Origin of the sequence: Streptomyces maremycinicus (assembly GCF_001184025.1) — a bacterium.
GTDB lineage: Bacteria > Actinomycetota > Actinomycetes > Streptomycetales > Streptomycetaceae > Streptomyces > Streptomyces maremycinicus.
Genome location: NZ_BBYG01000014.1, coordinates 162,756 through 186,394, shown reverse-complemented (window position 1 = coordinate 186,394; position 23,639 = coordinate 162,756). Strand labels below are relative to the sequence as shown.

Below are 23,639 nucleotides of genomic sequence, written 5' to 3'. Positions count from 1 at the left end.
CTTACGGCGCACGTCAGCGGGCCGCCGACCGCCGCGCGTGGGTCGCGAGGCGGTCAGCGAGCGCGATGACGAGGTCGCGCAGTGCGTCGGGACGCTCGATGGTGAACGGCCGGTCGAGGGAGGCGAGCACCGGCGGCAGCCAGTCGAGTCGCTCGGCGCGGAGTTCGACGAGCAGCCAGCGCTCGGCCCCCGGATCCGCGCCCGCCCCGACGGTGGGTTCCGCGCCGACGCCGGGATCCGCGCCGACCGTGGGCTCCGCCCCATCGCTGAGATCCTTCACGGTCGCGACGCTCGCGGGGAGCCGGGCGCGGATCTGCTCGGGCGTCCCGTGGATCCGCAGGGTCACCTCGTGCCGGTACGCCGCCGTGGCGAACCCGGACAGGACGCGCTCGGCCGGGTCCGGTCCGTCGGGTGCCTCGAACGACCCGGGCAGGGTCCTCGCGTCGGTGACGCGGTCGAGCCGGAGAGTCCGTTCCTCCCCGATCCCCGGGTCCCTGCCGGTGACGTACCACCGGCTCTCATGGGCCACCATCCCGTACGGGTGCAGGGTGCGGTCGCTGCGCCGGCCGTCGCGGTCGGTGTACCGGACCGCGACCGGGCGGCGGTGGCGTACCGCGTCGGCCACGGTGAGCAGCACCCCGGCGTCGGGGGCGGCGAAGTCGCCGGGCGGGTGCGTGAAGGCGAGGGAGGCCAGGACTGTGTCGAGCCGGCGGGCGAGGCGCTCCGGCAGCACGCGCCTGATCTTGGCCGCCGCCGTCTCGCTCGCGGTGGCTGTCGCCGTCGTCAGCCCCGTCCGGCGGCCGGCGACCAGGCCGAGCAGCACGGCGATCGCCTCGTCGTCGCTGAGCATGAGCGGCGGCAGCCGGTAGCCGGGGGCGAGGCGGTAGCCGCCGTAGCGGCCGCGCACCGACTCGACGGGCACATCGAGGTCGATCAGCTGGTCCACGTACCGCCGCACGGTGCGGCCGTCCACGCCGAGCCGGTCGGCGAGTTCGCGGATGGTCCGGGTGCCGCCCGACTGGAGGAGTTCCAGGAGGGTGAGCACGCGGCCGGTGGGTCGGGACATGTCTTCGACCCTAGCGTCGATAGTGGACCGATCCTGTCCTGTATCCGATCTAGCGTGCGAGGTGCAACGGCTTCACGACCAGGGAGAACACCATGGACTTCGTCTCGATCCGGATCATCACCGCCGACGTCCCCCGCCTCGTCGAGTTCTACGAGAAGGCCACCGGGGTGCCGGCGACGTGGTTCACCGAGGACTTCGCCGAACTCACCACCCCCGGCGCCACCCTCGCCCTCGCCGGCACCCGCACGGTCCCCCTGTTCGCGCCGGGCTCGGCCCGCCCCGCCGACAACCACAGCGTGATCCTGGAGTTCCTGGTGGACGACGTCGACCGCGTGCACGCGAACCTGACCGGTTTCGTGACCGACTTCGTCAACGAGCCCACCACCATGCCCTGGGGCAACCGGTCGCTGCTGTTCCGCGACCCGGACGGCAACCTCGTCAACTTCTTCACCCCCGTCACCCCGGCGGCGATCGCGAAGGCCGCCCCGGCCCGCCGGGCTGCACCGACCTCGTGAGTCGGGCGGCTCGCTATTCGGCCGAGACGAACCGCAGCCGACGGCGGACACGGGGCGGCGCGTCCTTGCGGGCCCGGATCTCCTGGACGACGGCGGCGATGACGACCACGGCCCAGGCCACCGAGAACACCCCGGTCTGCTCGTCCGGACCGAGAGCGAGCCAGCCGACGCCCAGGCCGCCCAGGGTCAGCCCGGCGGCCGCCGCGAGGGGCGAAGGGCGCTGGCGGCTCAGCGCGCGGAGCAGACAGAGCGTGGCCAGGACGAGCGCCGGAGCGGCGAGGATCTCGATGTTGTCGTGCGCGGTGTAGTCGCTGCTGACGTCGGCCTGCGCGGGGTCGTAACCGCCGGCGTAGTCGTCCTCGAAGAGGTGGTAGCCGGAGGAGTCCGCCGGCAGTTCGTAGTACGACCCGTAGGTCGAGTCGTAGTAGTAGAGGGTGCTGAAGTCGGACTCCGTGACCGAGGTGTAGTCGTAGTCGTCGGCCGCGCCGCCGATGGCCACGCTCGCCATGACCAGGGCCCCGGCTCCCCACCACACCAGGGTCGAGGCGAGCGGAAGCCAGCGGAACAGGACGAGCCCGAGCACGGCGGCCGCCCCCCACACGCCGACGAGTTCGTCGGACGAGTCCGCGTACACGTCCTGGTAGCCGAGGGCGACGACACCGGAGACGACGAGGCCCAGCAGGGCGACAACCTTGCCGCCGGTGCGGGAGAACCGCCCTTCGCCCGACGCGGACGACGGACCGGTCTCCGGCGGCGCCGGGAGCGGCGTCGGGGCTCCGGTCCCGGCGCCGGGCGAGGACGGGTCGACCGGCCCACCGGGGGGCGGGACGACCGGCCTGGGCGGCGTCGGCGCGGTACGGGTCTCCTGCTGCGCGAGTGCCGTGTGCCCCGGGCCCGCGCTGGTGTCGGCCTTCGTGCGCGCGGGCGGCACGACGGGCGTTGGGGGCGCGCCCGGAGCCGGTACGGCGGTCCGCGGCCTCGGCGCCGCCGGGGTGCTCAGGGCGGTGAGGGTCTCCGCCAGCGTGTCCCGCAGCTCCGCCGCGCTGCCGAGCCGCTCCTCACGGTCCTTCGCCAGGGTCCGGAGCACGAGGTCGTCGACCACGGCCGGGATCTGCGGGCGCAGCCGGGACGGCGCGACCGGTTCCTGGCTGATGTGCTGGTGCATCACCGCGAACGGGGAGTCGCCGAGGAACGGGGGCCGGCCGGTGAGCAGTTCGTAGAGCAGGCAGCCGGTGGAGTACTGGTCGGAGCGGCCGTCCACGGGGCGGCCCGTGAGCTGCTCGGGGGAGAGGTAGGCGGGCGTGCCCACGGTCATGCCCGTCGCGGTGAGCCGGGTGCTGGTCTCCGCGACGACCTTCGCGATCCCGAAGTCCAGGACCTTGATGCCGCCCTCGGAGGTCAGCATGACGTTGGACGGCTTGATGTCGCGGTGGATCAGGCCCTGGGCGTGGCTGTGGGCGAGGGCGTCGGCGATGTCCCTGGCGACCGCCAGCGCCCTGACGATCGTGAACGCGCCGTCGGCCAGGGCGGCGGTCAGGGTGCGTCCCTCGATGAACTCCATGACCAGGAACGGCGTCGTCCCGTCGTCGCCGGTGTCCTCACCGACGTCGTGCAGCACGGCGACGTTGCGGTGGTTGAGCGAGGCCACGGTGCGCGCCTCCCGGCGGAACCGGATGCGGAACTCCTCGTGTTGGGTGAGTTCCGGCGGCAACACCTTCACCGCGACGGTGCGGCCCAGCTCCCGGTCCGTGGCGCGCCAGACCTCCCCCATCCCTCCGCGACCGACCGCCTCGACCAGTTCGTATCTGTCCGCGAGCACCCGCATGGCCTGCCCCCCTGGTGGCACAGGGCGGCGCGGCAAGGGCCCGGCCGCCCGAAGTTCCGGTACTGCGGCGGACGAAAGGGCGGCACATCCGGAACTCCCCGGTGGCGGTGTCTCTTTCGCTCGACCGCCCGCTCACCCTACTGGCGGAAACCCCGTCAGGGGATATTCAGCACTTATCAGTACAGATGTGCGACTCCTGTGCGTCCCGGGCACCCACGGCAGGCGGCACGTGCGGCGCCCGTCAGCGGTCGGCGACGCGCAGCAGCAGCTTCCCCGTCGACGTGCGCCCGCCCATCAGCCGGTGCGCCTCGGCCGCGTCCGCCAGCGGGAACTCGGCGGTGACGGGGAGGCTCACGGTGCCGTCGGAGACCGTACGGAAGGCGCGCTCGGCGAGGGCGCGCAGCGCGTCGGGCGCGCTCCGGGCGAGCCCCAGGACGGAGAAACCGCCGACCGAACGGCCCTGCGCGTACAGCTCGGGCTGTCCCACCTGCCACGGCTCGGCGCCGCTCGCGTTGCCGAAGGACACCAGTCGGCCGAAGACGGCCAGTGTGTCGAGGCCTCGGCGCAGCGTGTCGCCGCCCACCGGGTCGAGCACCAGGTCGACCCCCTTGCCGCCGGTGGCGCGGCGGACGTCGGCGGCGAACCTGTCGCCGGTGAACACCTCGTCGTAGCCGTGCGCGAGGGCGTGCTCGGCCTTCGCCGCGGACGACACCACGCCGTACACCGCCCCGGCGCCCGCCGCCCGTGCCAGCTGACCGGCCACCGTGCCGACGCCGCCGGCCGCGCCCTGCACCAGCACGCTCTCGCCGGCCCGCAGCCGCCCCACCTCGTGGAGCAGGGCGTAGGCGGTCGGCACCACGGTGGGCAGGGTGGCGGCGGTGCGCAGGTCCAGGCCCTCGGGGAGCGGGAAGACGGTGACGGCGTCGGCGAGGACCACCTCCGCATAGGCTCCGCCGTCGACCAGGGCGGCGACCTCCTGCCCCGGCCGCAGTCCCGGGACGCCGTCGCCGACGGCCCGGATCCGTCCGGACACCTCGAGGCCGGGCCGGAACGGCAGCGACCGCACCCGGTATCCCTCGGCGCGCGCCTTGAGGTCGGCGAAGTTCACGCCGACGTAGGCGGCCTCGACGGTGACCTGGCCCGGCCCCGGCTCGGGGATCCCGGCCGTGACGATCTCCAGCACCTCGGGGGCGCCGTACTCCTGGAACTCGACCGCGCGCATGACGGATCACCGCACCTCTCGATGAGTGTTCAATGGAAAGCGAACACTGGGACTGTAAGATATCCATCGAACACTCGGCAACCGGCCGGGACGCTCCGCGAGGTGTCCCGCCCGGCAGACGTTGGGGCAGGAGGGGCATGGCGAACCAGGCTGCGGGCGGTGGCCACCGTGCGGCGCCGGTGCACACGGATCCCGAGGAGGTGTCCGTGCTGACGGCGCTGTCCGCGGTGTCCGATCCCGTGCGCATCACACTGATCCGTGAGCTGGCGGGCTCGGCCGACTGGACGCGCAGCTGCGGCAGCTTCGACGTGCCCGTCGGCAAGGCCGCGCTCAGTCACCACTTCTCGGTCCTGCGCGGCGCCGGTCTGGTCGAACAGCGCGACGAGGGGCCGAGACGGGTCAACCGGCTGCGCCGTGAGGAGTTCGAGGAGCGCTTTCCGGGGCTGCTCGACCTGCTTCTGCGGGAGGACGGCGCCGCCGACGCCGAGTGAGCGTCGGGCCGCACGCACCGGCGTCTGACGCCGGACGCCGGGCTGCGGCGGGGCCGCGTACCGACACATCGCCGGTGAGTCCGTCCCGGGCGGCCCCGGCCCCCTTTGCCCGGCCGTCTGCTCTGCCTGGCGGCCGGCCTGCCCGGCGTTGGGCTCCGCCTGGCGGCCACCTCTGCCCCGGTCAAGTGCTCTGCCCGGCGGTCGGCTCCGCCCCGGCCCTCTGCTCTGCCCGGCGGCTCCGCCCCGCTCGTCCGCTCTGCCCGGCGGTCGGCTTCGCGTGGTGATCCGGTCTGCCTGGTGGTCATCGGTTCTGTCCGGCGGCCGGCCTCGAATCGCTCCGGCATTGCGAACGAGCGGCCGTCCTGATGTCGCACGCGGCTGCGGTCGCCGACGGGCCGTTCCTGTCGTGCCCCCGCCTTGTGCGGCGGTACGGCGGTGCGGCGTTCTGGCGGTGGCGGCCGGCGATCCGGCGGTGGTGGTGCGGCGGTGCGGTGATCCGAAATCCCGGCACCCGGGCACCCGGGCATCCCGGCATCCCGCCAACTCGGCATTCCGGTTGGCGGGCGGACGCCCGTGCGTCAGGGTCGGCATCCCCGCGATACGGCGTACCGTACGATGACCCGCATGCCCCGTCACTCTCCTTCGCTGGACCGTGCGACGCCGGACCGTATCGCCGAGTGCGCCCTGTTGCTGATCGACGAGGGCGGCCCGGAGGCCCTGACCTTCCGGGCGCTGGCCGGCCGCCTGGAGATCTCCCTCGCCTCCCTCCAGCGCCGCTGCACCGATCTGGCCGGACTGCTGGACCTGTGCACCGACCATCTGGCCGCCCGGCTCCCGCAGGTCGGCCCGGACGCGGACTGGGCGGCCGCCACCGCGACCCGCTTCACCGCGCTGTACCGGCTGCTGGCGGCTCATCCGGGCCTGCTGGCCCTGCGCGGGTCGCGGCCCTGGCTCGGCCCGAATTTGCTGGCCCGTCTGGTCGAGCCGCAGATCGCGGCGAGTCTCGCCGCCGGGATGAGCACCGAGGAGGCGATCGTCGCGTACCGGCGCCTGTATCTGCTCACCCTCGGCAGCGCGAGCTTCGTCGACCACCGGGACCCGAGGTCCGCCCAGGCCCTGACCCGCACCGCGCTGGCCGCGCTGGACCCGGGTGAGTTCCCGGCGCTGACCGGCGGCCTGACCGCGATCGTGTCCGCCGTGACCGACGACGAGGTCTACTACGGCGCCCTGGACCAGCTCATCCGGGCGGCGGACCCGCGCCGCCGCGCCCTGTGACACACCCCGTTCCCCCGTTCCCCCGGCCGTCCCGCACGACGCGCCGCCGCCCTGCCCCGTCGAGCCGTCGACGTAAAGCGAGGATTCCTGTCATGGGCACCACCGCTCCCGCCCCCACCGCGCGTGTCTTCAGCAGCGACAACGCCGCCGGCACCTCCCCGGAGATCATCGAGGCCGTGGCCCGGGCGGCCTCCGGCCAGGCCCTGCCCTACGGGGCCGACGACAGCACGGCCGCGGTCCGCCGCCGTCTGAGCGACATCTTCGAGCGCGAGGTGGACGTGCTGCCGGTCTCCACGGGGTCCGCGGCGAACGCGCTGAGCCTGGCCGCGTTGACGCCGCCCTGGGGGAGCGTGTTGTGCCATCGCGAGAGCCACATCAACAACGACGAGTGCGGGGCACCCGAGTTCTACACGGCGGGCGCCAAGCTCGTGGCGCTCGGCGGCGACGACGGCAAGATCGACCCCGACGAACTGCGCGCTGCCGCACGGCACAAGGCCGGGGACGTGCACAGCGTCGAGCCTTCGGTGGTGAGCGTCACCCAGGCCACGGAGACCGGCGCGGTCTACACCCTCGACGAGATCCGCGCCCTCGGTTCGATCGCCGGGGAGACGGGCCTGCGGCTGCACATGGACGGCGCCCGGTTCGCCGGAGCCGTCGCCGCACTCGGCTGCGCTCCCGCCGACCTGACCTGGCGGGCGGGCGTCGACCTGCTGTCCTTCGGGGCCACCAAGAACGGCACGATGACCGCCGACGCGATCGTGGTCTTCGACCGCTCCCTCACCCCCGAACTGTCCTTCCGCGCCAAGCGCGCCGGTCAGCTCGCCTCCAAGATGCGCTTCCACACCGCCCAGCTCGACGCCTACCTCGCCGACGGTCTCTGGCTGCGCAACGCGGCCCGCGCGGGCGCCATGGCCGTCCGTCTCAGGGAAGGGCTGAAGTCCGTACCCGGGGTCGGACTGCTCGGCGCCGCCGACGCCAACATCGTCTTCTGCCGCCTGCCCCGACAGGTCACCGAGGGGCTCCTGGCGGACGGTTACGCCTTCTATCACGACCGCTGGGAGCCGGGCGTCGTCCGCTTCGTCACCTCCTTCGCCACGACCGCGGAGGACGTCGACCAGCTGCTCCGGGATGTCGTCCGCCACGCGGGCTGACGTGCCCGGGGTCTCGGCGGGACGCCGCCGAATTCCGGGATCCCGGGTCCAGGGCCTCCGGAATTCGATAAGGTGTTCCATTTATGGGGGATGACAGGTTAGGGTCATTCCGAACGATCTTGCACGGAGGTGCCCCGGATGGAGAACACCGCGTCCGCCCGCCGGGGCCGTCCCCCCGGTCCCCGGACCGCCGAAGGAGAGCTGACGAGCCGCCAGTCGGCCATCGTCCGCTACATCACGCAGTCCGTCGAGCGGCAGGGCTATCCGCCATCGATGCGGGAGATCGGCCGGGCCGTGGAGCTCGCCAGCACGTCCTCGGTCGCCCATCAGCTGATGGCCCTCGAACGCAAGGGCGTGCTCTACCGGGATCCGCAGCGTCCCCGCGCCTACCGGGTCCGCCCCTCGTGGGCGCCCGACCTGGGCGGCAGGAGCGAGACCCGGGTGGACGTGCCGCTCGTCGGGCGGATCGCGGCCGGCGCGCCGCTGCTCGCCGAGGAGATGGTCGAGGACGTCTACGCCCTGCCCCGCCAAGTCGTGGGCGACGGCGACCTGTTCGCCCTGACGGTCTCCGGCGACTCCATGATCGGCGCCGCGATCTGCGACGGCGACATCGTGACCGTACGACGCCAGGACAGCGCCGATCACGGGGACGTCGTCGCCGCGCTCCTGGACGACGAGGCCACCGTCAAGGTGCTGCGACGGCAGGACGGACAGGTGTGGCTCATGCCCCGCAACCCGGCCTACGCGCCGATCCGCGGCGACCAGGCGCAGATCCTCGGAAAGGTCGTCGGAGTCCTGCGCCTGCTCTGAGTCAGCCCTCCGCCGAGAGGCGGAGCCGTGCGACGCCCGGCCCGTGCCGTTCGACGGGCGGGCGGCGGGCCGCCGGGAGCGATCTGGGGACGGCGGCTCAGAGCCCGGCGACCTTCGCGCTCGCCGACAACTCGTAGACCAGGGTGACCGTGCGCCGGCCGCCGGGCGGCAGGGGCACGCTCCAGACGGCGATGCCATCGGCGTCGACCGTGTCGGGGGCCGGGGAGCAGGCCTCCTTGCGGAGCCGCACCTCCACCGCCGAGACCTCGGAGACCGGGATCCTTTCGCGCAGGACGACGACCCGGTCGCCCTGTTCGCCGGGGGTGGAGAACCGGGACACGTGCAGGCGGACCGTCCGGGTGACCACGGTCCGCTGGGTGAGCGTCGCGGTGTCGCGGGTCTCCTCGGTGTGCCGGACGACCCGGTGGTCGTCGCGGCTGCCGTAGGCGAGTTCGACCGGCGCGTGCGGAGCGGTGAAGTCCAGGGTGCCGCGACCGGTGAACCCGCTGCCGCGGATCAGGTCGACGGGCCCGGCGAGCAGCGCGTGGCCGGACCGGTTGTCGAACCGTGCCACCTGAGTGACCAGCGGGGACAGCTCGGGTGCGCAGGAGTACTCGAGGCTCGCGGTCGTGCTGAAGGAGGAGAGCGGCACCCGGTGGGCGCGGCCGTCCGAGGGCACGGAGACCGGCGCCGGGGAGTTCAGCACCCGTACCTCGTCGCCGTCGTCCAGCCCCGGCAGACCGAGTACCGGTACCGGACCGAGATCGGCGATGTCCTCCTCGCGCAGCTCGACGTCCACGGTGCGCCGCTCCGCCGAGGTGCGGTCCTGGAGCGTCAGCCGGTCCTCGCTCAGCCGGGGCGGCTCGGTGGACTGCGCCGAGCGTGCCGTCGACAGTGTCAGCCGGACGTCGGACCAGTCCTCGCCGGTGCGCTGCCAGACCATCGCGTCGGTCTCCAGCGTGAGGGAGTCGCCGTCGAGCACGGCCCGGTAGGCGGGCCGCCACAACGCGCACGGCGTGAGGTGGCTGAGGCGCAGGCCGGCCGGCCCGGCGGCCGTCGCCTCCACGGTGAGTTCGATGTGGGCGACCAGTTCGGCGGGCCGCTCCTCCGCGAGCTCCAAGGCGCGCCGTGTCTCGGCGAGTTCGGTGGCGAGGACGGACAGCCGCGCTTCCACGGTGCGCAGTTGCTCGCCGTGGGAGTCGCGCTCCCCGTCCACCCGGTCCAGTTCCCGGGCCCACCGCGGCCCTTCGGTCTCTCCGGAGCCGGCGCCTTCGCCGATCTCCCGCAGCAGATCGGCGGCGAGGCGGCCCAGCGCGTCGAGACGGGCGTGCAGCCGGTCGCGCCGACGCCGCTGGGAGAGCAGTTCCTCTTCGAGGGTGTGCACGCGGTGGCGCAGGGCGGAGTCGTCGGCGGCGGGCCGCGGCCCGCGGGGCGTCCAGCCGCGGACGATCCGCGCGTCGAGCACGCTCGCCGGGTGTCCGGCGGTCAGCTCGGCGTGCAGCGTACGGTCCACGGCCAGCGCGCTGACCGGCCCGAGACGCAGCTTCTGGACCCCCGCCCCGAGGTCGAGCACGGTGGTGCGCTCGATCTGGGCGCGGTCCTCCAGACAGGTGACGGCGGTGACGGGTACGGGGATCGGTTCCGGTGCCTTGGACATGGGGTGTGTCAGCTCCTGCGGTTTCCGCCGGTCAGCGTCTTGGCGGACGCGATACGGATCTCGTAGCCGCCGTCGAGGGCGGTGGTGGCGCCGGCGGGCAGGTCGACCCGCCAGACGCGGGTGCCGGGTGTGTGCCGCTCCGCGCCGTCCTGGGGCGCCGTCCAGTCGGCCCGTTCCTCGATCCGGATGTCCGCGTCGGAGGTGACCGGGACCCGCTCGTGGACCTCGACGGTGACCGGCTCGCCGAGCTGGTTGGCCAGCTCCACGTGGACGCGGTGGTCGAGCACGGTGGTGTTGTTGCGCAGCCCGGCCGTCGACTCGTGCACGTTCGTCCGACGGGTGACCCGGATGCCCTGGGCCGGGCCGAGCCCCACCCGGCGCTCACCGCCGGGCGCCAGCGTGGGCAGCGCGGTGGTCAGCAGGAAGTCGTCCCCGGCGGTGACCTCCACCGGGCCGGCCAGCAGGGCCTGGTCGGTGGAGTTGGAGAGCACCAGCGTCGCGTAGACGGTCTGCTCCACGGACGGGACGCAGAGGTACTCGGTGCGCAGACCGACCGGGATCTCACCGACGGTGACGGTGTGCCAGGTGCCGTCCGAGGGGATGTCGGCGCGGGCGACGGCGTCGAAACGGTGGTCGAAGGAGCCTGCCGACTCGCGCGGCCGCACGGCGTGTCCGGGCAGCGGGAGAGCGGTCACCGCCTCGGCGCGGCGGCGGTACTCGGCCGCCACCGGGTCGAAGGGAGCGTCCGCGAACAGCCGGCCCCGGCGGCCGCCCTGTTCGTCGGGGCCGCACAACACCAGGCCGGTGTAGTCGAGTTCGGCACCGCTGGGCCGGGGCGGACCCGCCGCCGGCTGCGGTGCCGCGCCGCCGGGGGCCGCGGGTGCCGGCGGCGGTGGTGCCGCCGCCCGGGCGGCGGCGGCCGGGGGAGCCATGGCGGCAGCCGGGGGACCCATGGCGGCGGCCGGTGCGAGGGGCATGCTGCGGGCCCGCGGCATGCCGCCCGGCCGGACCGGCGCCGACTGCGCGGACAGGTTCGCGCCGCCACCGAAGGGCTGGGGATACACGCCGCTGTCCGGCGGCACGGGGGGCGGCGCGCCGTAACCCGGGGCCGCCCCGGCGTAGGACTCGCCGTAGCCCGGAGCTGCCCCGACGAGTTGTTCGTCGTAGCTCTGCGGTGGCGTCGGGTACACCGGCGGAACCGGGCCGGGCGCGGTTCCGGCCGCCATGGCCACGGGGGAGCCTCCGGGGGCCGGGGGAGCGACGGCCGCGGCGGACCGGGCGGGTGCCGCGTCGTACCCGGCGAACAGGTCGGCCAGGCCCGTCGGCGGCTCGCGCCAGCCGGACGGCAGCGGCGCGGGCTGACGGCGTCCGATCCGGACGGAACGGAGCCTGGGCAGGTCGGTACGACGCCGTAGGTCGGCGGTGGCCAGGGCGATGCGCACCCCGGTCCAGTCCTCGCCGGTGCGCTGGGCCACCGAGGCGCGCAGCACGAGACGGCCGCTGCTGTCGCCCTGACGCTGCGTGAGGCGGTAGGCCGGCACCCAGACCGCGCCCGGCACGCCGTACTCCAGCTCCACTTCGGCGTCACCGGTGCCGTCGAGGGTCAGCAGCGCCGAGACCGTCGTCTCCACGTGTGCCGCCGGTGCGTCGGTGGAGGCGCGGGCGAGCCGGTCTGCGGCGACGGAGAGCGCGTGATCGGCCTGGCCCAGCGCCTCCTCCAGCTCGACGAGGCGCGCGTGCAGCCCGGTCAGCCGCTCGTCGACGAACTCGGCGAGCCCCAGCCACGCGTCGACCGGCGTGCGCCGGTGCGGGTCGTCGCGCCTGCGGGCAGGCGGCACCGGCCGCAGCGCCTTGACCTCCTCGATCAGGTTCAGGTGCCGGTCCCGGCGGCCGCGCGCGGCCGCGCTCTCGTCCATCAGGCGCTCCACCTCGCGCCGCAGCGCGTCGGGCGCGGCCTCGGCGAGCGGTTCGGCCTCGACCTCGACCCGTGCCTCCGTGACGCGCACACCGGCGGTGCCGACGACGCGGGCGCGCAGGGACCCCGGGTCCAGCGAGCGGGGCAGTCCCGTCACCCGCACCCGGCCGTCCGGCGGCACGTTGCCCGCGGCCAGGCGGCGGCACACCGCGCCCTGCGCGTACACCACCACCGAGTCGAGGGTGGACCCCCACCTCCGTGCCGTCCGGCCCTGTTCCGTCCGAGCCTGCATGTGCCTCGCCCCCCGCCGCGTCCGTGCTGAGCGAAGCCTACGCGGACCGGCGGCGGACCAGGCCGCGCGGGCCGGAACGCCTTCCCGCGGCGCGGAGTTCGAGTGCGGCCTCCGGGTCCGGCCTCGCGGACCGCCCCCTCGGCCGGACCCCGCGCCGCCGGCACCGTGCCGACGCCGCGGCGCCCGCTCATCCGTGATTTGCCGACGTCCCATACGCGATGCACGCTTGAAAACCGGCGTTCTGGTGACTCGGATTCCCTCACCTACCGCCGAACGCGCAGGTGAGGGGTCTTTCAGCGGCAGCGGACCGCCGCTCCGCACCACCCCGAGGAGTGACCGTGAGCGTTCGTATCGGAGTGGAGGAGGAGTTCCACGTCCTGGAGGTGGAGAGCGGGCTGCTCGTGCCGCGCGCCGATTCACTTCTGCGACGTCTCCCGCCGCGCACCTTCACCACCGAACTGCATCAGTCCACCGTGGAGTCGAACAGCGCGGTGCACACCTCCCTCCGTGACCTGTACGCCGACCTCGCCGACACCAGGCGGCAGCTCGACGCGGCCGCGTCCTCGCTGGGACTCGCCGTGGTGGCCGCCGGTGCCGCACCGCTCGCCCCCGCTGCGGCCGCGCACCCCACCGCCGGAGCGCGCTATCGCCGTATGGTCGAGGACTACCGCACCGTCGCCGACGAACAGCTCATCTGTGGTGCCCAGGTCCATGTGGACGTCCCCGACCGCGACACCGCGGTGCGGGTGATGTGCGCGGTCTCGCCCTGGCTGCCCGTCCTGCTCGCGCTCTCCGCCAGTTCGCCGTTCTGGCAGGGTTCCGACACGGGATACGCGAGCTGGCGCACCATGCTCTGGCAGCGCTGGCCCACCGCGGGCCCGGTCGGCTGTTTCCCCGACGCGGCCGCGTACGACGCCACGGTGCGCGATTTCGTCCGGTCGGGGGTCATCAGCGACCCCGGGATGATCTATTACGACGTACGGCCCTCCGCGCACCTTCGAACGCTGGAGTTGCGCGTCGGCGACTCCTGCCCGCGCGCCGAGACCGTCGTCCTCGTCGCCGGACTGTTCCGCGCCCTGGTCGCCGAGGCCCGCGAGAGGCTCCGGACGGGCGCCGACCCGGGGTGCGAGGGGCGGCACGAATGGCTGCGCGGCGCCTCGTGGCGGGCGGCCCGGTCCGGGCTCGAAGGCGGTCTGGTGGATCCCGAGACCCACCGCGAGGCGCCGGCCGGGCAGGTCGTGCGCCGGCTGCTCGCCCGGCTGCGGCCCGTCCTGGAGGCCGAGGGCGACTGGGAGACCGTCAGCTCGCTGGCGGAGGAGGCCCTCGCCGACGGCAGTGCGGCCCACCGCATGCGCCGGGTCGCGGAGCGGGAGGATCTGCTGGCCTGTGTCGACATGCTGATCGCCGAGACCCGCGGCGAGCGCGCGCCCGGCAGGGCGTCGTCCGGCGGACCGGGGAGCGTCGCGTCCGCCACCGGGGTGACGGCTCCCTCCCCGCGGTTCCTGCGGCCGCTGACCCGCAGGTGACCCGGCATGGACGCTGACGACCCCTTTTCCGACGCCGGACGAGACGGAGGCGGCCATTCATGTGCGGTCTGAGCGGGGAGATCCGCTTCGACGGTCACCGACCCGACCTCGCTGCCGTCGAGCGCATGAGCGAGCGGCTCGTGGCCCGCGGTCCGGACGGCCGGGGGACCTGGACGCGGGGGGCGGTGGCCCTGGGACACCGGCGCCTGAAGATCATCGACCTGTCGGACCTCGCCGCGCAGCCGATGACCGACGCCCGCGCCGGGATCACCGGCGTCTTCAACGGCTGTGTGTACAACTACCGGGAGCTGCGCGAGGAACTGCGGGGCCTCGGACACCGCTTCGTCACGACATCCGACACCGAGGTGGTGCTGAAGGCCTACCGGCAGTGGGGCACCGCCTGTGTGGAGCGGCTCTACGGCATGTTCGCCTTCGCCCTCGTCGAGCACCGGTCGGGGCGCGTGGTGCTGGGGCGCGACCGGCTCGGCATCAAACCCCTGTACCTGGCACGGACGCCGGGACGGCTGCGGTTCGCGTCCTCCCTGCCCGCCCTGCTCGCCGCCGGTGACGTGGACACCTCGCTCGATCCGGTGGCCGTCCACCAGTACCTGAGCTGGCACGCGACGGTCGCCGCCCCGCGCACCGTCCTGCGGGGCGTGCGCAAGCTCCCGCCGGCCACCGTGCGGGTCGTCGAACCGGACGGCACCCACCGTGACCACCGCTACTGGCAGCCGTCGTACGCGCGCCGGGCCGAGTACGCGGCGATGGGCGCCGACGACTGGCGAGACGCGATCCTGGACGCGCTGCGCACGGCCGTACGCCGCCGGATGGTCTCCGACGTGCAGGTCGGCGTCCTGCTCTCCGGCGGCCTGGACTCCAGCCTGATCGTCGCGCTGCTCGCCCGGGCGGGACAGCGGGACCTGATGACGTTCAGCGTCGGCTTCGAGTCGGAGGGCGGGGAGGACGGCGACGAGTTCCGGTACTCGGATCTGGTCGCCCGGGAGTTCGGTACCGACCACCGTCGGCTGATGGTTCCCTCCGACCGGGTGTCGACGGCACTGGACGGCGCCGTCGCGGCGATGAGCGAGCCGATGACCAGCCACGACGTGGTCGCCTTCTATCTGCTGTCCGAGCAGGTGTCGAAGGAGGTGAAGGTCGTGCAGAGCGGGCAGGGCGCCGACGAGGTGCTCGCGGGCTACCACTGGTATCCGCGGCTCGCCGAGGTCGCCCGCGAGGACGCGGCCGAGCGGTACGCGGACACCTACTTCGACCGGCCGCACGCCGACCTCGCCCGGATCCTCGAGCCCGGCATGCTGACCGGCGACGACGTCTCGGGCGGTTTCGTCCGGGACCACATGGCGGTCCCCGGAGCGGAGACGGCCCTGGACGCGTCCCTGCGCCTGGACACGCACGTGATGCTCGTCGACGACCCGGTCAAGCGGGTCGACAACATGACCATGGCCTGGGGGCTGGAGGCCCGGGTGCCGTTCCTCGACCACGAACTGGTCGAACTGGCCGCGGCCTGCCCGCCGGAGCTCAAGCTCGCCGACGGCGGCAAGGGCGTGCTGAAGGCGGCCGGCCGGCAACTGCTGCCCCGGGACATCGTCGACCGTCCCAAGGGCTACTTCCCGGTCCCGGCGATCAAGCACATGGCGGGCCCGGTCCTGAAACGGGTGCGCGAAGCCCTCGAGGCACCCGAGGCGAGGCGGCGCGGACTTTTCCAGGAGTCCTACGTGTCCGAACTCCTCGACGCGCCCGACGACCACCGCACCAGACGGGGAGCGAACGCCCTGTGGCAAGTAGCGCTGCTCGAGACATGGCTTCAGACACACGGCATCACGTGAGTGACACGCCGAGCGCGGCGACGGCCCCGGGCGGCGGACCGGCCGCTCCGCCGCCCTCTGCCCTGCGGCCCGCGGACGCCCCTGACCTCCGGACGGCCGACGCCCCCGACACCTGGTCGCCGGGCGCGACCGGTGCCGCTCCGGCCCCGGCTCCCGCGCCGGTTCCGCTGCCGGAGGCGAGCGGTCCGCGGGACGCGGTGACCCGGCTGCGGGCGCACGGATGCTGGTACCCCTCCGCCGACCCGGACGGCACCGAGGCGGCCTTCATCTGCGACCGGGGCGGCGTCCCCCAGCTGTGGGCCGGCCCCCTGGGCGGGAGCGAGGTGCGGCTGCTCGACTCCTACCCGGATCCGGTCAAAGAGGTGTCCTGGTCACCGGACGGCCGCTGGATCGCCTACACCACCGCGCCCGGCGGCGGCGAGCACACCAGGGTGCTCTGCGTACGGCCCGACGGCTCCGGCCACCGCATCCTGGCCGGGGCCGACCCGGACAGCACCGCCCACCTGGGCTGCTGGGCGCACGACGGCTCGGCCGTCGCCGTCACGCTCGCCGGACCGGGCGCCCGGGCGCGACCGGACGGGGCGGGACCGGCCCGTGCGGACACCGGCGCGCCGGCGAAGTGGGCCGAGCGGGGCGGCCGGGCGACGCTGCTGGGCGGAACCCCGCACGACGCCGCAGGAGGGAAGGGGCAGACCGGGACGGAGACCGGCGCGATGGCCTCCGCGGTGCCGGCGGCCCGGCCCGACGGCGGCCTCTCGGCCTACCTGATCGATCCCGACGGTCTGGCGTCGCCCGTGCTGCTCGCCACGGAGACGCACGCCGCCACCCTGCGGGTGTGCGACATCAGCGGTGACGGCGGCCTCGTGCTGCTGCGTCGGGGGCCGCGCGGACGGCGTGAGGCGGTCGTGCGGCGCACCGCCGACTCCGAGGTGACGTGCACCGTGCCGGTCGCCGACGGCGATCCGTGGATCGGACGGTTCTCGCCCGACGGGCGGACGCTGTGGCTGCGCAGCGACGCCGGGCGCGAGTTCGCGGCGCTCCTCGCCGTCGCCCTCGACACCGACGGCCGCCCGCACGGCACGTCCGTCATGGCGGAACGGCCGGACAGCGACCTGGACCTGCTGGCCCTGTCGCACGACGGCCGCACCGCCGCCCTGTCCTGGAACGAACGGGGCGAGAGCCGGCTCGAACTCGTCGAGCCGCTCCCCACGCGCCGCGCCCTCTACGAACCGCTGCCGACGACACCGATCCCGCTGCCCCACGAGGTCGTCACCCGTGTCGTGGCGGTCGGCCCGCGCGGACTGCTGCCCGCCCTGTCCGGCTCCCAGCGCCGCCCCGGGGTGTGGTGGGCCGCCGCCGGCGTGACCCTGACGCGTACGCCCTGGTCGTCCCGGGACGAGGACGCCACCGCGCCGGGCCGCTCGCCCGTACGTCCCGTCCTGCTGCGGCTCACCGCACGGGACGGGCTGCCCCTGAGCGGCTGGTACTACCGGGCGCCCGGCCGCGCGCCGGACGTTCCGGCCCCCTGCGTCATCCACCTGCACGGGGGTCCCGAGGAGCACGAACGCCCCGTCTTCAGCCCGCTGTACCACGAACTGACCGGGCGGGGACTGGACGTCTTCGCCCCCGACGTCCGGGGCTCCTCGGGCCACGGGAGGTCGTTCGTCGACGCCGACCTGGGTGCGGGACGCTTCGCCGCGCTGGACGACGTCGCGGACTGCGCCGCCCACGCGGTGCCCGCGGGCCCCGCCGACCCGACCCGTCTGGCGGTCATGGGCCGCTCGTACGGCGGCTATCTGACCTTCGCCTCGCTCGTACGGCATCCGGATCTGTTCCGCACCGGCGTCGCCGTCTGCGGCATGTCGGACTTCGCGACCTTCTTCGCCGGTACGGAGCCCTGGCTCGCCGAGTCGGCCGCCCACAAGTACGGCCACCCCGAGCGCGACCGTGAACTGCTGCGGGAACTCTCGCCGATGACACGCATCGACGCGCTGCGCGTCCCGCTGCTCGCCGTCCACGGCGAACACGACACCAACGTGCCCCCGGGGGAGTCCGAGCAGTTCGTCCGGGCGGCGCGCGACCGCGGTATAGCGGCCCGGCTGCTCACCCTGCGCGACGAGGGACACGACTTCCTGCGCGCGGACAACCGGCGGCTGTTCCGCCGGACCGCCGCGGACTGGCTGGAACGCCATCTGACCGGCTGAACCGCCCGGCGACCGCCCGGGCGCCGGGCTGTCGGCCCGCTTCGGACGGGCGTCTACCCGTGCTCCGGGTCCGGCTCGGCGGTGCCGTCCGCGGGCGTTCTGGCTTTGGTGTGGAGGACCTCGCGGGCCTGCTCCGCGGCACGGGTTATGCCCTCGGCGACGAAGTCGACGAAGCGCGCGATGTTCTCCAGCCGGGCGGCGGCGGGGGTGTCGGAGCCCAGGACGCCGACACCCTGCCGGGCCGCCTCGGCGAGCTGGAGGCTGGCCCGGGCGCTCGCGATCGTCGACTGGTAGAAGACGTCGTCGTCGACGGCGTAGCGCTCCCGGCGGCGTTCGTCGCGTTCCCGGCGGATGAGGCCCTGGCGCTCGAGGAACGCGACCGCCTTGGAGACGGACGCCGGGCTGACCTCGAGGCGCTGGACGAGCTCGGAGGCGGTGAGGCTGCCCGCGTCCGTGGTGTAGAGGCAGGTCAGCACCCGGGACATCATCCTGGGCAGGCCCTGTCCCATGAGGAGGGTCGTGAACATCTCCTCGTACGCGCGCACCGCCTCGGCGTCGCGTCCATGGGCCGGCGTCGGCACCGGCCCCCGGGGCGTGGCCTGCCGCCGCCGGTGCGTACGGCGTTCGGTGGCGTGGTGGGCCAGGTCGGCGCGGTAGGCGGTGGGACCGCCGTTCCGCATCACCTCGCGGGTGATCGTCGAGGTCGGGCGGTCGAGACGTCTGGCGATCTCGGCGTAGGCGAGGCCGTCGGCCAGTCCCAGTGAGATCTGCCGGCGTTCCTGCTGGGTGAGTCTGCCTCCCGGCATCGCGGCCTCCTTCGTGCGCCGTTGGGTCGCCAGCATAGCGTTCACTTCACCTCCATTGCAACGAAGGTCGGGGTGTGTCGTTGCATTGATTCCCTAACCGTTGCAACGATTTATGGCCTGTGAACTGCGTTTATCGCAATCGAGTGCAACAAGTATGTTGAGGGATCTGTGAATGCAACGTAGCTTTTCCGGTGTCGGAAACAACGAAGCCAAGGAGAGCACGATGCAGAAGTTCGACACCTCCTCCCCGATCGCCGCCGTCCTCGACATCCCCGCGGGGCGCATCCGGCTGATCGCCGCCGACCGTGCCGACACCACGGTCGAGGTACTGCCCGCCGACCCCTCGAAGGGCCGCGACGTGAAGGCCGCGGAGGAGGCCAGGGTCGAGTTCGCGGGCGGGGTCCTGCGGATCGAGGCCCCCGTGCGCAACCGGGTCCTCGGCGACTCCGGATCCATCGAGGTGACCATCCAGCTGCCCACCGATTCCTGGGTCGAGGCGAAGGCGGCCAGCGCCGAGTTCCGGGGTGTCGGACGGCTCGGCGACGTCGTCATCGAGGGCTCGCACGGCTCGATCAAGCTCGACGAGACCGCGAGCGCCCGCCTCACCCTGATGGCCGGTGACGTCACGGTCGGCCGTCTCAACGGCCCCGCTGAGATCAGCACCAAGAAGGGTGACATCCGGATCGCCGAGGCCGTGCGCGGCACGGTCATGCTGCGCACCGACGCCGGTGAGGTGTCGGTGGGCGCCGCCCGCGGAGTCTCCGCCTCCCTCGACGCCGGCACCTCCTACGGCCGGGTCCACAACGCGCTCAAGAACACCGACGGCGCCGCCGCCGGCCTGAACATCCACGCGACCACCGCCTACGGCGACATCGTCGCCCGCAGCCTCTGAGGAGCAAGCGTCATGACCATCGTCCCGGCCATCGCGGCTCACGGGCTGCGCAAGTCCTACGGCGACAAGACCGTCCTCGACGGCATCGACCTCACCGTCCCTGAAGGAACAGTCTTCTCCCTGCTCGGCCCGAACGGCGCCGGCAAGACCACCGCGGTCAAGATCCTCTCGACCCTTGTCTCACCCGACCGCGGCTCCGGCGAGATCCGCGTCGGCGGCCACGACCTCGCGGCCGATCCGCAGGCGGTGCGGGCGGCGATCGGTGTGACCGGGCAGTTCTCCGCGGTGGACGGTCTGATCACCGGCGAGGAGAACATGCTCCTCATGGCCGACCTGCACCACCTGTCCCGGGCGCGGGGCCGGCGGGTCACCGCTCAGCTGCTGGAGCGCTTCGACCTCGTCGAGGCGGCGAAGAAGCCCGCCGCCTCCTACTCGGGCGGTATGAAGCGTCGCCTGGACATCGCCATGACGCTCGTCGGCGATCCGCGGATCATCTTCCTCGACGAGCCGACCACCGGCCTGGACCCGCGCAGCCGGCACAACATGTGGCAGATCATCCGTGAGCTGGTCGCAGACGGCGTCACGGTCTTCCTCACCACCCAGTACCTGGAGGAGGCCGACGAGCTCGCCGACCGCATCGCGGTGCTCCACGACGGCCGCATCGCCGCCGAGGGCAGCGCCGAGGAGCTGAAGCGGATCGTCCCCGGCGGACACGTCCGGTTGCGCTTCACCGACCCGGCCGCCTACCACGCCGCCCTCGCCGCACTGGGCGAGGTCACCCGCGACGACGAGGCCCTCGCCCTCCAGATCCCCAGCGACGGCAGCCAGCGCGAGCTGCGCTCCGTCCTCGACCGGCTGGACACGGCCGGCATCGAGGCCGACGAACTGACCGTGCACACCCCCGACCTCGACGACGTCTTCTTCGCCCTCACCGGCTCCACCGTGCCGGTCCAGTCCAGCAAGGCCGACCAGCCCGAGGAGGCTGCCCGATGAGCTTCTCCCTCGCCGTGCGCGACTCGTCCACGATGCTGCGCCGCAACCTCCTGCACGCCCGGCGCTACCCGTCCCTCACCCTCAACCTGCTGCTCACGCCGGTGATGCTGCTCCTGCTCTTCGTCTACGTCTTCGGCGGGGCGATGAGCGCGGGCATCGGAGGCGGCGGAGCGGACCGGTCCGAGTACATCGCCTACCTGGTCCCGGGAATCCTGCTGATGACCATCGGCTCCACCACGATCGGCACCGCGGTCTCCGTCTCCACCGACATGAGCGAGGGCATCATCGCCCGTTTCCGGACCATGGCGATCCACCGCGGATCCGTGCTCATAGGGCACGTGGTCGGCAGCGTGCTCCAGTGCGTCGCCAGCGTGATCCTCGTCGGAGCCGTCGGGGTGGCCATCGGCTTCCGGTCGACCGACGCCACCGCCCTGGAATGGCTCGCTGCGTTCGGACTGCTCGTCCTCTTCGCCACCGCGCTCACCTGGATCGCCGTCGGCATGGGCCTGATCAGCCCGAACGCCGAGGCGGCCGGCAACAACGCCATGCCGCTGATCTTCCTCCCCCTCATCTCCAGCGCCTTCGTCCCGATCGACGCGATGCCGGGCTGGTTCCAGCCGATCGCCGAGTACCAGCCCTTCACCCCCGCCATCGAGACCCTGCGCGGCCTGCTGCTCGGCACCGAGATCGGCCACAACGGATGGATCGCCGTCGCCTGGTGCCTCGGTCTCGCCGTCCTCGGCTACCTCTGGTCGGCCGCCAGGTTCGACAGCGACGCGAAGTAGCCGCCGTGCCACCGCGGGCCGCCTCCCGCACCCTGTTCCGCCCGAGGGCGGCGTACTCCGACACCACGTCGGCGCACGCCGCCCCGTTCGCGTCACCGTTCGCGTCACCGGCCGCCGACCGGGCAAGCGGGTCGGTCCTCGGGTGCCGGTGTGCTTCCCCCCGTCCGATCGTCGGCCTGGCAGGATGGCGGCATGGAACGTGTGCTGGGAATCGGTGGGTATTTCCTGCGGGCCGCGGACCCGGCGGCCCTGGGCGCCTGGTACCGCGACTGCCTGGGCCTGGACGCCGATGAGAACGGCCTGTGGAGTCAGGGAGCCGGACCGACGGTGTTCGCCACCTTCGAGTCCGGGACCGACTACTTCGGGTCCCGCGCCCAGCGCACCATGCTCAACTTCCGGGTCCGCGACCTGGAGGCGATGCTCGCGCAGTTGCGCGCCAGGGGAGCGGACGTGTCCGAGGAAACGCAGGACATGGAGGGCGTCGGCCGTTTCGGCTGGGTCACCGATCCTGAGGGCAACCGGATCGAACTGTGGCAGCCCGCCTGACCAGGCCCTGCTGCCGCCCGACCAGACGGACCCCCGCGGGGCGGGGGCAGGACCGGCGGTGGGTCATCGCGGTCCCTCCGCGGGCTTCCACCCCCAGGCGGTGAGCAAGCCGGCCGACAGCGCGGCGCATTCGTCCGAGTCCAGGTACCGGACCGCCTCGTCGACGACCGTGTCGTCGACCAGCCCGGTGGCGAGCATCGCCGCTCGGCTCCGCTCCCAGGTGTCCGTCCAGAAGCGGCTGATGGGGCTGCCCGGCAGCAGCGGAGGCACATGGATCTCGGCGCCGACCGAGCCGAGACCCGCCCCCCGCAGCAGGTGCGGGTACGACGGCACCCAGGAGACGTCGGTGCCGATGGTGGACCGCAGCCCTTGCCACATCGCGCGCATCACCGCGCTGTACGGCGTCCCGGGCATCCGGTCGCTCGTCAGGTCGACCGCGTCACCGAGCACCAGCGCACCACCGGGCGCCACGAGTTCGGCCAACGCGCTGATCAGGCGGTCGCGTTCGGGCAGGTGCATCAGCACGAAGCGGGCGTGGACGAGCGAGAACCGGCCCGCGACGGCGTCCGGGGCGCTGATGTCGGCCTCCAGCACGTCGAGCCCGGGCAGGGGCCGTGTGCTGAGGAAACGTACGTCGCGGTCCACGGCGAGCACACTCGCCACCCCGGCCTCCTCCAGCAGCCTGCGGGAGACCGTGCCGGTGCCGGCACCCACGTCGAGACAGTGCCATCCCGGGCCCGCCCCCAGTGCCCGCAACCGCGCCATGGTGATGTCGTCGTAGGCGAGGGCGCCGAAATCGATGCGCTCGCCCTCACCCGCCTGTCCGGGACGGAAGACGGCCTCGCCGTAGCGACCGCTGCCCGGCGCGTCACCGCCCGCGGCGGCGCTCATGTCGCGGACGCCATGGCGCCGAGGGCACGGCGCCCGGCGCCTGCCGGGTCCCGGTCGGCAGGCGCCGGGAACCGCGGGTCGTCGAACGGTTGCATGACCGGACCTCTTCACACGGGGAGGGGAGCGACGCGTGGCGGCCCGTCGTCCCGGGGCCGCCACCGCACCGATCCTCCACGGACGGCACGTCCCGCCGCCGAGGCGCGCCGGGCCTCAGCCGATCGGCCGAGGGGAGCCGCGTCGCGCGAACATACAGGTGCGAGGGAGCCTCTGATGTTCCGGTGGCCGCCGTGGTGATCGGTGAACCCCAGGGGGACCGCCACTGTCACCCCCAGGGGAGCGCGCACTGTCACATCCCCGTGGCGGTGTTGTCACAGGCCTCCGCCGAAACCCCACCCACGCGGCCGTGACCCGTCATGGCCATGGCACCATGCCCTTTTTGGCACCATCGTCCAGGGGGGACAACCATGCGCACCCGCGCGACCATCGCCACCGCTGCCCTGCTCTTCGCCGTGCTCACCGCCTGCTCCTCGTCCGGGGACGCCCCGGCAGCGAGCGACAGCGGCAAACCCGCCGCCGAACCCACCGTCAGCGTGCCCGCCGAACACGAGGGCGACGACCTCGAGGCGGCCGTGGCCGTGTACACCGCCGCCTACTTCGCCGGTGACAGCGACACCGCGTACGCCATGCTGTCGGCGCGCTGCGCGAAGGAGATCACCAAGGACGCGTACGCCGGCGTCGTGCGGCAGGCGAAGACGGACTACGGGCCCGACCACCTGGCGACCGACGTGCGGGCCGAGGTGTCGGGGGACCTCGGCCGCGCCACGTACAAGGTGGAAGGCCTGCCCAGGTTCGATCGGACGAAGCAGCCGTGGGCGCTGGAGGAAGGCGCCTGGAAGTACGACGCCTGCTGACTTCGTCCGGCGTCGGCGGCGC

20 protein-coding genes are annotated in these 23,639 nt (G+C 73.5%); 13 read left to right on the top strand and 7 right to left on the bottom strand.

What is annotated here, in order from left to right; translation table 11 throughout:
* Window positions 1-13 precede the first annotated feature (13 nt).
* On the bottom strand, window positions 14-1,066 hold the full coding sequence (locus tag AOQ37_RS19100; protein ID WP_062645771.1) for a helix-turn-helix transcriptional regulator: 1,053 nt from the start codon (window positions 1,064-1,066) through the stop codon (window positions 14-16).
* 92 nt (window positions 1,067-1,158) lie between these two features.
* Between AOQ37_RS19100 and AOQ37_RS19095 the strand changes: the two genes are divergently transcribed.
* On the top strand, window positions 1,159-1,581 hold the full coding sequence (locus tag AOQ37_RS19095; RefSeq protein WP_062645770.1) for a VOC family protein: 423 nt from the start codon (window positions 1,159-1,161) through the stop codon (window positions 1,579-1,581).
* A gap of 13 nt (window positions 1,582-1,594) precedes the next feature.
* On the opposite strand, the gene AOQ37_RS19090 is transcribed toward AOQ37_RS19095, so the two are convergent.
* Entirely contained in the window at window positions 1,595-3,406 is a 1,812-nt protein-coding gene (locus tag AOQ37_RS19090) for a serine/threonine-protein kinase (protein ID WP_062645769.1), read from the bottom strand.
* A 241-nt stretch (window positions 3,407-3,647) separates the two neighbouring features.
* Window positions 3,648-4,628, bottom strand: a complete 981-nt coding sequence (locus AOQ37_RS19085) for a quinone oxidoreductase family protein (RefSeq protein WP_062645768.1) — start codon at window positions 4,626-4,628, stop codon at window positions 3,648-3,650.
* Between the two features lie 137 nt (window positions 4,629-4,765).
* On the opposite strand from AOQ37_RS19085, the gene AOQ37_RS19080 reads away from it, so the two are divergent.
* The 4 genes from AOQ37_RS19080 to lexA all read left to right on the top strand — a co-directional run bounded on the left by AOQ37_RS19080 (window position 4,766) and on the right by lexA (window position 8,355).
* Window positions 4,766-5,119: an ArsR/SmtB family transcription factor gene (locus AOQ37_RS19080; protein ID WP_062645767.1), complete on the top strand. Its 354-nt coding sequence runs from the start codon at window positions 4,766-4,768 to the stop codon at window positions 5,117-5,119.
* A 624-nt stretch (window positions 5,120-5,743) separates the two neighbouring features.
* Window positions 5,744-6,394 (top strand): TetR/AcrR family transcriptional regulator C-terminal domain-containing protein, encoded by a 651-nt coding sequence (locus AOQ37_RS19075; RefSeq protein ID WP_062645766.1) that lies wholly within the window; start codon window positions 5,744-5,746, stop codon window positions 6,392-6,394.
* Between the two features lie 92 nt (window positions 6,395-6,486).
* A complete protein-coding gene (locus AOQ37_RS19070) occupies window positions 6,487-7,545 on the top strand; it encodes a threonine aldolase family protein (protein ID WP_062645765.1) in 1,059 nt (352 codons plus the stop codon).
* A gap of 138 nt (window positions 7,546-7,683) precedes the next feature.
* Window positions 7,684-8,355: a transcriptional repressor LexA gene (gene lexA / locus AOQ37_RS19065; protein ID WP_062645764.1), complete on the top strand. Its 672-nt coding sequence runs from the start codon at window positions 7,684-7,686 to the stop codon at window positions 8,353-8,355.
* 97 nt (window positions 8,356-8,452) lie between these two features.
* On the opposite strand, the gene AOQ37_RS19060 is transcribed toward lexA, so the two are convergent.
* Together AOQ37_RS19060 and AOQ37_RS19055 are read right to left on the bottom strand one after the other, a co-directional pair.
* Window positions 8,453-10,012 (bottom strand): mucoidy inhibitor MuiA family protein, encoded by a 1,560-nt coding sequence (locus AOQ37_RS19060; protein ID WP_062645763.1) that lies wholly within the window; start codon window positions 10,010-10,012, stop codon window positions 8,453-8,455.
* An 8-nt stretch (window positions 10,013-10,020) separates the two neighbouring features.
* Entirely contained in the window at window positions 10,021-12,219 is a 2,199-nt protein-coding gene (locus AOQ37_RS19055) for a DUF4139 domain-containing protein (RefSeq protein ID WP_078890264.1), read from the bottom strand.
* Window positions 12,220-12,557: 338 nt separating this feature from the next.
* On the opposite strand from AOQ37_RS19055, the gene AOQ37_RS19050 reads away from it, so the two are divergent.
* Genes AOQ37_RS19050 through AOQ37_RS19040 form a run of 3 tightly spaced genes read left to right on the top strand, consistent with a single transcriptional unit; the run spans window position 12,558 to window position 17,793 of the window.
* Entirely contained in the window at window positions 12,558-13,745 is a 1,188-nt protein-coding gene (locus AOQ37_RS19050; protein ID WP_062645761.1) for a carboxylate-amine ligase, read from the top strand.
* Between the two features lie 59 nt (window positions 13,746-13,804).
* Window positions 13,805-15,589 (top strand): N-acetylglutaminylglutamine amidotransferase, encoded by a 1,785-nt coding sequence (locus AOQ37_RS19045; RefSeq protein WP_062645760.1) that lies wholly within the window; start codon window positions 13,805-13,807, stop codon window positions 15,587-15,589.
* Entirely contained in the window at window positions 15,562-17,793 is a 2,232-nt protein-coding gene (locus AOQ37_RS19040) for a prolyl oligopeptidase family serine peptidase (RefSeq protein WP_062645759.1), read from the top strand. The genes AOQ37_RS19045 and AOQ37_RS19040 overlap by 28 nt, the downstream gene beginning before the upstream one ends.
* A gap of 53 nt (window positions 17,794-17,846) precedes the next feature.
* Here AOQ37_RS19040 and AOQ37_RS19035 read toward each other — a convergent pair whose 3' ends face one another.
* The gene (locus AOQ37_RS19035; protein ID WP_062646061.1) at window positions 17,847-18,599 is read right to left on the bottom strand and encodes a GbsR/MarR family transcriptional regulator; all 753 of its coding nucleotides are present in this window, start codon (window positions 18,597-18,599) and stop codon (window positions 17,847-17,849) included.
* A gap of 223 nt (window positions 18,600-18,822) precedes the next feature.
* Here AOQ37_RS19035 and AOQ37_RS19030 point away from each other — a divergent pair, with 223 nt between their 5' ends.
* From AOQ37_RS19030 to AOQ37_RS19015, 4 genes are all read left to right on the top strand, one after another.
* Window positions 18,823-19,491, top strand: coding sequence for a DUF4097 family beta strand repeat-containing protein (locus AOQ37_RS19030; protein ID WP_062645758.1), 669 nt, complete (start codon window positions 18,823-18,825; stop codon window positions 19,489-19,491).
* A 12-nt stretch (window positions 19,492-19,503) separates the two neighbouring features.
* Complete coding sequence (locus AOQ37_RS19025; RefSeq protein WP_062645757.1) at window positions 19,504-20,484, top strand: ATP-binding cassette domain-containing protein; 981 nt, start codon at window positions 19,504-19,506, stop codon at window positions 20,482-20,484.
* The gene (locus tag AOQ37_RS19020; protein ID WP_062645756.1) at window positions 20,481-21,269 is read left to right on the top strand and encodes an ABC transporter permease; all 789 of its coding nucleotides are present in this window, start codon (window positions 20,481-20,483) and stop codon (window positions 21,267-21,269) included. The genes AOQ37_RS19025 and AOQ37_RS19020 overlap by 4 nt, the downstream gene beginning before the upstream one ends.
* A 192-nt stretch (window positions 21,270-21,461) precedes the next feature.
* Window positions 21,462-21,815 (top strand): VOC family protein, encoded by a 354-nt coding sequence (locus tag AOQ37_RS19015; RefSeq protein ID WP_062645755.1) that lies wholly within the window; start codon window positions 21,462-21,464, stop codon window positions 21,813-21,815.
* A gap of 63 nt (window positions 21,816-21,878) precedes the next feature.
* Here the strand turns inward: AOQ37_RS19015 and AOQ37_RS19010 are convergent, their stop codons facing one another.
* On the bottom strand, window positions 21,879-22,706 hold the full coding sequence (locus AOQ37_RS19010) for a class I SAM-dependent methyltransferase (RefSeq protein ID WP_062645754.1): 828 nt from the start codon (window positions 22,704-22,706) through the stop codon (window positions 21,879-21,881).
* A gap of 464 nt (window positions 22,707-23,170) precedes the next feature.
* Between AOQ37_RS19010 and AOQ37_RS19005 the strand changes: the two genes are divergently transcribed.
* Window positions 23,171-23,617, top strand: coding sequence for a hypothetical protein (locus tag AOQ37_RS19005; protein WP_062645753.1), 447 nt, complete (start codon window positions 23,171-23,173; stop codon window positions 23,615-23,617).
* The last annotated feature ends 22 nt before the right edge of the window (window positions 23,618-23,639 follow it).

Excerpts from the sequence above, each read along its gene's own strand:
- AOQ37_RS19100 (WP_062645771.1), bottom strand. The coding sequence starts at position 1,066 with ATGTCCCGACCCACCGGCCGCGTGCTCACCCTCCTGGAACTCCTCCAG.
- AOQ37_RS19095 (WP_062645770.1), top strand. The coding sequence starts at position 1,159 with ATGGACTTCGTCTCGATCCGGATCATCACCGCCGACGTCCCCCGCCTC.
- lexA (WP_062645764.1), top strand. The coding sequence starts at position 7,684 with ATGGAGAACACCGCGTCCGCCCGCCGGGGCCGTCCCCCCGGTCCCCGG.
- AOQ37_RS19055 (WP_078890264.1), bottom strand. The coding sequence starts at position 12,219 with ATGCAGGCTCGGACGGAACAGGGCCGGACGGCACGGAGGTGGGGGTCC.
- AOQ37_RS19010 (WP_062645754.1), bottom strand. The coding sequence starts at position 22,706 with ATGAGCGCCGCCGCGGGCGGTGACGCGCCGGGCAGCGGTCGCTACGGC.
- AOQ37_RS19035 (WP_062646061.1), bottom strand. The coding sequence starts at position 18,599 with ATGCCGGGAGGCAGACTCACCCAGCAGGAACGCCGGCAGATCTCACTG.
- AOQ37_RS19080 (WP_062645767.1), top strand. The coding sequence starts at position 4,766 with ATGGCGAACCAGGCTGCGGGCGGTGGCCACCGTGCGGCGCCGGTGCAC.
- AOQ37_RS19025 (WP_062645757.1), top strand. The coding sequence starts at position 19,504 with ATGACCATCGTCCCGGCCATCGCGGCTCACGGGCTGCGCAAGTCCTAC.
- AOQ37_RS19085 (WP_062645768.1), bottom strand. The coding sequence starts at position 4,628 with ATGCGCGCGGTCGAGTTCCAGGAGTACGGCGCCCCCGAGGTGCTGGAG.
- AOQ37_RS19090 (WP_062645769.1), bottom strand. The coding sequence starts at position 3,406 with ATGCGGGTGCTCGCGGACAGATACGAACTGGTCGAGGCGGTCGGTCGC.
- AOQ37_RS19075 (WP_062645766.1), top strand. The coding sequence starts at position 5,744 with ATGCCCCGTCACTCTCCTTCGCTGGACCGTGCGACGCCGGACCGTATC.
- AOQ37_RS19030 (WP_062645758.1), top strand. The coding sequence starts at position 18,823 with ATGCAGAAGTTCGACACCTCCTCCCCGATCGCCGCCGTCCTCGACATC.
- AOQ37_RS19070 (WP_062645765.1), top strand. The coding sequence starts at position 6,487 with ATGGGCACCACCGCTCCCGCCCCCACCGCGCGTGTCTTCAGCAGCGAC.
- AOQ37_RS19020 (WP_062645756.1), top strand. The coding sequence starts at position 20,481 with ATGAGCTTCTCCCTCGCCGTGCGCGACTCGTCCACGATGCTGCGCCGC.
- AOQ37_RS19015 (WP_062645755.1), top strand. The coding sequence starts at position 21,462 with ATGGAACGTGTGCTGGGAATCGGTGGGTATTTCCTGCGGGCCGCGGAC.
- AOQ37_RS19040 (WP_062645759.1), top strand. The coding sequence starts at position 15,562 with ATGGCTTCAGACACACGGCATCACGTGAGTGACACGCCGAGCGCGGCG.
- AOQ37_RS19045 (WP_062645760.1), top strand. The coding sequence starts at position 13,805 with ATGTGCGGTCTGAGCGGGGAGATCCGCTTCGACGGTCACCGACCCGAC.
- AOQ37_RS19060 (WP_062645763.1), bottom strand. The coding sequence starts at position 10,012 with ATGTCCAAGGCACCGGAACCGATCCCCGTACCCGTCACCGCCGTCACC.
- AOQ37_RS19005 (WP_062645753.1), top strand. The coding sequence starts at position 23,171 with ATGCGCACCCGCGCGACCATCGCCACCGCTGCCCTGCTCTTCGCCGTG.